This is a genomic window from Mycobacterium sp. (assembly GCF_049673265.1).
Classification (GTDB): Bacteria; Actinomycetota; Actinomycetes; order Mycobacteriales; family Mycobacteriaceae; genus Mycobacterium.
In genome coordinates, this window is the sequence record NZ_JBATXN010000520.1 from 1 (window position 1) to 7,560 (window position 7,560).

Here is a 7,560-nt window from a genome sequence, read left to right on the forward strand (position 1 = left end):
TCGAACTGAACATGCCTGCTTCGGCGATCGCGGCCGCCGGCACGGCCTCCGGCCCGGCGGCTGACAACGCAGCAGCGACCGTTCGGATTGCGGGTGTGGCCGTGGCCCAGCTTGGCGGGACGGACAACGTTCCGACCAACGTGCCCGCATTTCCCATCTCCGCCGACACCGAACTGGTCAGCCAGCCTCGGCCCCACCAGGGCCCGGTCAGCCCGCCGCCGAGGCCCTCTTTCGGGAGCGCACCATAACCTGGAGCGGGGGCAAATTTCAGGAACTGCGATATGGGGAAGTTGGTAAGCAGCCCAATATCGTTGAACTGCGTGCTGAACCCAAGCGGGACTTTGACGGCGTTGAACAGAGCCGTATACGTTGACGCCCCGCTGGGCCCGAACGGGCCGTTCAACATGCCGTTGATCGTGGTTGTGTAATCGGTGGAAAGATTCGCCAGCCATTGCAGCAGTGGGGACCCCGCCGTGTTAGCGGCAGCCTGGGTCGCCGCGCCCGCTTGGCCGGCCAGCCCGGCGGAGTTGGTGACCGGCGGAGCCGAGGTGAACGGCGTCAAGTTGGTTGCAGCGGCGGACGATCCGGCGTAGGTGTCCATCGCCAGCGCGTCCTGGGCCCACATTTCGGCGTATTGAATTTCGGTGGCCGCGATCGCCGAGTTGTTCTGCCCGAGAATGTTGCTCGCCACCAGCGATGCCAGTTGGCTGCGGTTAGCGGCAATCTCGGCCGGCGGCACGTGGGCTGCGAACGCTGTCTGGTAGGCGCTTGCCGCCGCGATGGCTTGGTTCGCGGTTTCGGCGGCCTGCGCAGCGATGGTCCGCATCCAGGCGAGATAGGGAGCGACCGCGGCGGCCATGCTCAGCGACGACGGGCCTAGCCATGGCCCGCTGGTCAGCGCTGAGATGACCGACGCGTAAGACTCCGCCGTGGACTGCAGTTCGCTGGCGAGCCCGTCCCAGGCTGTCGCGGCCGCCATGAGCGGCCCGGATCCGGCGCCGGCGTACATCCTGCCCGAGTTGATCTCCGGGGGAAACGCTGCAAAGAACATCAGTCCTCCATCGCCGGGATCACGATGATCGTGGCTGCGGCGGGATTGGCCTCGGTGACGACGCCGCCCAATGAGGCCGCCGTGGCTACGCCGCCCGTCGAGTGCGTTGCGGTCGCCGCGACGGCCCGGCCTGCCAAGCTCGACAACGCCATCTGGCTGAAGACGCCGCTGTTGCCGGCCAGCGACGCCGCCGGGGTCGCGGCAGAACTGGTGGGTAACGCCGCGGCGAGTGTTCGGATCTCCGGTGCTGCCTGCGTCCAGCCCTGTGGCACCGACATCCCGCCCACCAGCGCTGCGCGGCCCATTGAGCCCGAGACCGGTGCCGCACCAAAGCCCGCCGCACTCAGATGCGGCGTCATCTCACTGGCGAGCGGGGCCAACGCTCCGGTGATCGGCTTCGGGCCGGCGAGGAACGCCGCGGCGCCCTGTCCGTTTTGGCCCCAGGCGTATCCCTGACCGAAACCTAGGAATGGACCACCGGGAATGGCCGTCCACCCCTGCAGGGAGTAAGGCCCGGTGAGGGTCGACCAGATGGTGTTCCAGTTGGTCAGGTCGGTCTGAAGCGCCGTCGGCAACGACAATGACGTCAACTGCGGAAGTGAGAGCCCCGACAACAAGTTCGTTGATCCCGTCGTCGGCGACTGCAGTAGGCCGGTCGCCAGGTTCTGCAACGCGGTCGGTAGCGAGTTGATGAACTGGGCCAGCTCCGCGCCGATGTTTGACGCGCCCGTGCTGCTCGCCTGGGTGACCGCGGCTGCTTGCAGCGGCTGGGCCGCCGCGTTGGTGGTCTGCGGCGGCTCGGTGAACGGTGTCAGCTGGGACGCCGCGGCGGACGAGCCGGCGTACCCGTACATCGCGGCAGCGTCCTGCGCCCACATCTGCATGTAGTGGGCTTCGGTCGCCGCGATCGCCGGGGTGTTCTGCCCCAAGATGTTGGTGGCGATCAGTGTCATCAACAGCGTGCGGTTGGTCGCGATCACGGGCGGGGGCACGGTCGCCGCGAACGCGGTCTCATAGGCGGCGACCGCAGCCCGGGCCTGATTCGCCGACTCCTCCGCCTGCGCGGCTGTAGCGGTCATCCAAGCCACATACGGCGCGGCCGCGGCGCTCATCGACGCCGACGACGGGCCCTGCCACGAACTAGCCAGGCCCTCGACGGCCGCCTGGTAAGACGACGCCGTGGAACTCAACTCATCAGCAAGCCCGTCCCAGGCAGCCGCGGCAGCCAGCATCGGACCGGATCCCGCGCCGACGTACATCCGCCCGGAGTTGATCTCCGGCGGCAGTGCCCCGAATTCCACTTTGTCTACACCTCCTGGCAGCTTGGACCGTCTCGATAGCGCCTCACGAGATCTGCTGCGTTGCAGATGTTTTGAATTTCAAGTGACGGGGCCAGGCCGGGACCATCGATGGTGACGAATTACGTTGCGGCGCAGTGCCGTTGCGATTCGCTAAACAACAGTCCCTGGACTTGTCACACCACTTTTATAGCGAGCGATAGCGCGTTTCGCGTTTCGCGTCAGTTTCGGAGCTGTAATGGGAAACCTACGGCGTGGAGTTCAGCCTCACGCGGTTTCAGTTAACGAAATGGTCATAGATCCTAAATGCGGAAAAAGGAGGTCAGCGGCCACTTTTCAGGGCTGACTCCACCTGAGCGCCCACGCGGTTTACGGATAATTCACGTGAAGCCAGTGGTCGTTTGTGAGCGGCATCACGCGCCAGGGCAGCGTCTTGCCTCAACGATATCCGCGTTTCAGTAAATGACGGGCGCCGGCGTTCATCGTTTCCGGGCTCGCGACGGCGAAGCCGAACGCGTTGGCCAGTCGGTCGGTGATATTGAAGGCAAGCGAGACCGCTAGGGCGTCCCTAATCTGTTGGGGAGATACCGACGCGTCCAGCACAGCTCGGATGTCTTCTGCCTCAAGGCTGTTTTGATGGGTGAGTTTGCCGAGCATGTGCAGCGTTGCGCGGAGTGGCTCATCGATCGGCGCAGTATCCAGATCGGCCAGCGTGCCAGCGACTTTGGTTTCGTCTTCGTACCACATCGACGACGTGGCGCTATGGGCGGCGATGCAGAACGGGCACTCATTGGCCTTGGAGATGTAGGCGGCCATCAGCTCGCGATCGCCGATCGACCAATCGGACTCTCCGCGCATCGCTTCGTGGGTGAGCGGGCCACCGCCGTAGAAGTTCGGGCGGTAGAGCGCCAGCTTGACGGCGTCGACGGCGGGGTGCCCGGAAAACACCCGGATGAGCGCCAGTAGCGCCTTGGTGTGCAAGGGATGGCCCCGGTCGAGGATTTCCAGCCTCATCGTTCAGGCGCTTCTTCGGTCGCGCTGGCCAGGGCTGCGAGTGCGCTGGTGTACTGACGGCTTGCCTGCCCGACGGCGGCGCATACCACGATCTCGAAGATCTGATCCTCGCTAAGGCCCGCGGCGCGGACGGCGGCGACGTCCTCGTCGGTGACGCGGTAGGCGTGCTGAGCCACCTTGTCGATCAACGTGCGAACTGGGTCGTTGAGGCCGGCATTCTCAAACGCGGCACGTCGCATCTCGGCTGTCGCCGTGCCTTCACTTTCCAACACGCGGGCAACGAGCTCGCGATGCAATCGGGCTATCTCGACCATGTGTCCCACCTCCCATCGCGGTACGGTACCGCCGATGAAGTTTGTGGTGGCAGGCTATGGCAGCCGCGGCGATGTCGAGCCCTGCATCGTCGTCGCCCGGGAACTACTGCGCCGCGGTCACGACGTGCAGATGGCTGTGACCGTCCCACCGGACTTGCGTGCTGTCGTTGAGTCGGCGGGGCTCACTGCGGTCCGCTACGGCCGGGGCTCCCAGGAGCTGTTGGGCGATCAGGATTTCGTCCGCATGATCCAGAACCCGCTCAACGCGATTTCGGAGGCGGTTGAATTTGTTGCCCAAGTTTCGGCAGAGAAGAACACGACATTGACCTCGTTGAGCGACGGCGCCGACCTGCTCGTAGCGGGTATAACCGAACAAACGCTGGCCGCCAATGTCGCTGAGTACCACAGTATTCCGCTGGTCGCGCTGCACTTCTTCCCGCCGCAGATTTTAGAGCTCAGACAGCCGCGGGGGGGCCCGCCAAAGGAGGCCGAACGGGCCCAACGCAGGGTCCTGGGCTTACCGGAGGCATCCGGTCCGCCGGCGCCATCGCTGGAGATCCAGGCGTACGAGGAGTTGTGCTTTCCCGGGCTGGCAGCCGAATGGGGGGAACAGGGTGGTCGACGGCCGTTCGTCGGGGCGCTGACGCTGGAGTTGCCCACCGTCGTCGACGACGAGGTGTTGGCCTGGATCGCGGCGGGAACACCGCCGATCTACTTCGGTTTTGGCAGCATGCCGCTCGCATCCCCCGCTGAGACGGTCGCCGTGATCGGTGCGGCGTGCGGGCTGCTCGGGGAACGAGCGTTGATTTGCATGGGAGCGAATGACTGCACCCAAATCCCGCACACTGACCACGTCAAGGTAGTAGAAGCGGTTAATCACGCGGTCATCTTTCCGGCGTGCCGGGCGGTCGTCCACCACGGCGGCGCCGGCACCACGGCCGCTGGCCTGCGGGCCGGGGTCCCAAGCCTGGTCCTCTGGGCCGGGCTCGATCAACCGATCTGGGCAGCGGCCATCGAGCGACTGAGAGTCGGTTCTGCGCAGCGCTTTTCGGCCGCCAACCAGGAATCACTGGTTGCCGACCTGCGCGTCATCCTCGGTACGGACTGCGTCACCCGGGCCCGTGAGGTTGCCGCATTGATGACGACATCTGCCGAAAGCGTCGCCAGTGCAGCAGATCTCATCGAAGCCACCGCGCTATCCGCCTAGCTCGCCGGAGATCCCGCGCTCGATGCTGGCCTGGGTCGCGGCGGGCAATACGACAAGCCCGTCGAGTTCTTTGCATGCGCGGTCATAGGCATTCTGGCGTTCTTGCGGAGTCGCCGCGGAGTCGGACGCCACGCGCAATAGATTTTCAGCGCGTGCGATTCGCTGCTGTCCTTCTGGAGTGAAATCGGTTCGGCGCCTGCGTTTCGCCTCTGCCTCAGCGATGTTGAAAGCGGTGACATAGTCTTCCACGGCGGCCAGGTACCGCGCGGCCGCATCGCCGTCGTCAAGGAGATCTTCGACTTTGGCTGGGCGAAGGAAGTCTGCCCGCAGCTTGGCCTTGTGAAAGCTGATCGTCAGCGGATCGCGCATGTCGGTCATCTGTGGGAAGTTGAGCAGCCTGGCGTAGTCGAGTTCGTACTCCAGCCAGCGGGTGTCGGTTCGGTCGTGTTCTCGCAGCACGCGGGTGAGCGACCGCTGCTGGGCCGCATGATTGCCCCCGATCCCTCCCTGGTCGGGACCAGATAAGTTCGCAGCTGAACGCTTATTGGTGGAGAACGCTCGTATCGCAGCGAAGATCATGCCCGCCACGGGGACGATCACGATCAGAAATTCCGCCAACCGGAACAGCAAGCCCACACGACCAGGATGCCACCGGGCAGCTCATCGATTGAGGTCCCACTGCCCGAAGTCAGAAGCAAGGACCTGGTCGACATCTACGTGGGTGTCGCCTATCAGCGGGCCTGGGTTGGACGCGGTGTTGACCGCACTTTGATAAAGCACTGCCCTGGGCTCGCGTGCACCGTGAGACCACGCCATGGTCTGCCATGCCCAGTTGTGCCCGGCAGTAGTCGACGCGCCGATTACTCCTTCGTCGATCGCCCATTGGCAGGCGCGGGCATGCCCATAGATTCCGGTGCGGCCCACGCCTAGTACCGAGTTGATTCCTCGAAACCACTGGACTGCAGGGCCCTTCCAGGTGTTGAGGTCGATATCGTCATCGACGCTGAAGAAGATCGGTGCCGAACTCGCACCACCGGCCGCCGCATGCAGCCGCAACGCGGTCCGGGCGTCCGCCACGCCGCCGTCATACCCGCGGGTGAAATCCGAAGGGTCAGGCCAACCGGGTTTGCCGTACTGGTAAACGCTGGCGAGGTGAAGACCGGCTGCGCGCGCCGCATCCGCGAACTCACGGGTGACGGGTTTGAAATCGAAGTTTGCGCCAGGGCGCGACTCGGACACGTAGACCACTGCCCCGTCATAACCGGCCGCCTTGATTTGATCGGGCTGGACTAGTCGCTCAGTGAAATCGATGAGCTTCAGGTCCGCAGCTGACGCCCTCGACTCCTCGAGTGTCGCCAGGCCGAGGCTCACTAGCACCGGCGCCGCCGCAAACTTGATGACGTCGCGTCGAGAAACGGATCGGTGAGTGTTCATGGACTCAGTGGGTGAGCAGTGCAGTCGCGCCCCAGGGCCTACGCCCGGGACGACGCGGATCCGTCGGCGGCAGCCACGCAAGTGGACGCATGAACATCGGCAAACGATGGAATCGGTTGGCGGCCTCCAAATTCGGCTCCACTTCGACGGTTCGCCACCCGAGGTCTTCGAAGTAGGTCAGTCCGTTCTCGGGTGCGAACTTGAACGGCGCATTCTCGAACAGACCGGCCATTTTCTTGTTCATCCTCTTCCTCAGGCCAGGAAACGCGAAGTCGAACATCCACCAAGTCACTTCGGGCCGCCTGATCGCCCCGGAAAGCGCGACGACGTCACTGTCTTCCAGATACATCAGCAGGCCCTCGGTCAAGACAAGCGCTTTGGTAGCGCCGTCGAGCGCATTGTCGAAGAACGCGTCACGGGCGGCCGGGTCGGACAGATCGACGGCGTCCCTGGTCAATCGGCATCGCGGTGTCTGGTCGGCAAGAAGTTGCGTCTTTTCGGCGAGCAGGTCCGGCAGATCCGCTTCTATCCAAGAAAGATCCGAAGGCAGGTCCATACGATACGGCCGGGTATCCAAGCCGGCGGCCAGGTTCAACACCCGGTCGCAGCCATCGGCGATCGCTCTGGCAATGACGTCGTCGATGAACTTGGTACGCGCGACGAGCCACCAGCCGCTGCGGCTGGACCGTGGAACCGTGGCGACGATCGCGCGGCCGTGCTCACCGGCGAGGCGTTCGGCGAGCGGGTCGCGGAACAATGCATCGGGTCGCGCCGATTCGGTTGCCCGGTGCAACGCCGTCCACCGGGCCGTATCGGAAACGTGGGTGACGTAGTGGCCGGTCTCTGACATACGTGCGTTATAGCAACCGACCGCTGGTGGAAAGAGGTCGGGGGCGTGTAGAAGAGTTGTGTGGACGATCCGGCCATCAGGTCTTTCAGTCCGGCGACGCTCCGCGAAGCGATGGCCCGGCGGCTGTATCGCCGATCGGTGGCCATGGGACAAATCACAGTGCCGGCCGTCCCCAGCTTGATCGACGAGTACGTCAAGATGTGCCACAACCTATTTGCCAGCGTTGGCGTCCAGTACTCCCCCGAGGAATTCGCTCAGCTCGAGACCGTGTTGGCAAGCCAGTTGGCGCAGGCATACCGGACCTCATCACGTTCCAACATCGTCATCTCGTTCCATGCACCTTTCGGCACGGCTCTGAATTACCGCGTCAACGTCGAATCGGTGACGATCGC

General features: G+C 64.3%; 8 protein-coding genes and 1 pseudogene. 2 read left to right on the top strand and 7 right to left on the bottom strand.

The window, feature by feature from the left end; genetic code table 11:
* The 4 genes from WBF82_RS17900 to WBF82_RS17915 all read right to left on the bottom strand — a co-directional run.
* Positions 1–1,051 (bottom strand): PPE family protein (locus WBF82_RS17900; RefSeq protein ID WP_424384304.1); only part of this gene is annotated, 1,051 nt, incomplete at its 3' end.
* Positions 1,051–2,310, bottom strand: a complete 1,260-nt coding sequence (locus WBF82_RS17905) for a PPE family protein (protein ID WP_424384311.1) — start codon at positions 2,308–2,310, stop codon at positions 1,051–1,053. The genes WBF82_RS17900 and WBF82_RS17905, both read right to left, overlap by 1 nt.
* A gap of 477 nt (positions 2,311–2,787) precedes the next feature.
* Positions 2,788–3,363, bottom strand: coding sequence for a carboxymuconolactone decarboxylase family protein (locus WBF82_RS17910; protein ID WP_424384305.1), 576 nt, complete (start codon positions 3,361–3,363; stop codon positions 2,788–2,790).
* A complete protein-coding gene (locus WBF82_RS17915) occupies positions 3,360–3,677 on the bottom strand; it encodes a hypothetical protein (protein WP_424384306.1) in 318 nt (105 codons plus the stop codon). Before WBF82_RS17915 ends, WBF82_RS17910 begins: the two co-directional genes overlap by 4 nt.
* 34 nt (positions 3,678–3,711) lie before the next feature.
* Between WBF82_RS17915 and WBF82_RS17920 the strand changes: the two genes are divergently transcribed.
* Positions 3,712–4,884 (top strand): glycosyltransferase, encoded by a 1,173-nt coding sequence (locus tag WBF82_RS17920; protein WP_424384307.1) that lies wholly within the window; start codon positions 3,712–3,714, stop codon positions 4,882–4,884.
* Here WBF82_RS17920 and WBF82_RS17925 read toward each other — a convergent pair.
* Genes WBF82_RS17925 through WBF82_RS17935 form a run of 3 tightly spaced genes read right to left on the bottom strand, consistent with a single transcriptional unit; the run spans position 4,873 to position 7,168 of the window.
* Positions 4,873–5,520 (bottom strand): hypothetical protein, encoded by a 648-nt coding sequence (locus tag WBF82_RS17925; RefSeq protein ID WP_424384308.1) that lies wholly within the window; start codon positions 5,518–5,520, stop codon positions 4,873–4,875. The genes WBF82_RS17920 and WBF82_RS17925 overlap by 12 nt on opposite strands.
* Before the next feature lie 24 nt (positions 5,521–5,544).
* Complete coding sequence (locus WBF82_RS17930) at positions 5,545–6,318, bottom strand: DUF1906 domain-containing protein (RefSeq protein ID WP_424384309.1); 774 nt, start codon at positions 6,316–6,318, stop codon at positions 5,545–5,547.
* Between the two features lie 4 nt (positions 6,319–6,322).
* Positions 6,323–7,168: a class I SAM-dependent methyltransferase gene (locus WBF82_RS17935; protein ID WP_424384310.1), complete on the bottom strand. Its 846-nt coding sequence runs from the start codon at positions 7,166–7,168 to the stop codon at positions 6,323–6,325.
* Positions 7,169–7,228: 60 nt separating this feature from the next.
* Between WBF82_RS17935 and WBF82_RS17940 the strand changes: the two are divergent.
* Positions 7,229–7,560, top strand: a pseudogene (locus tag WBF82_RS17940) (class I SAM-dependent methyltransferase); the annotation flags it as partial.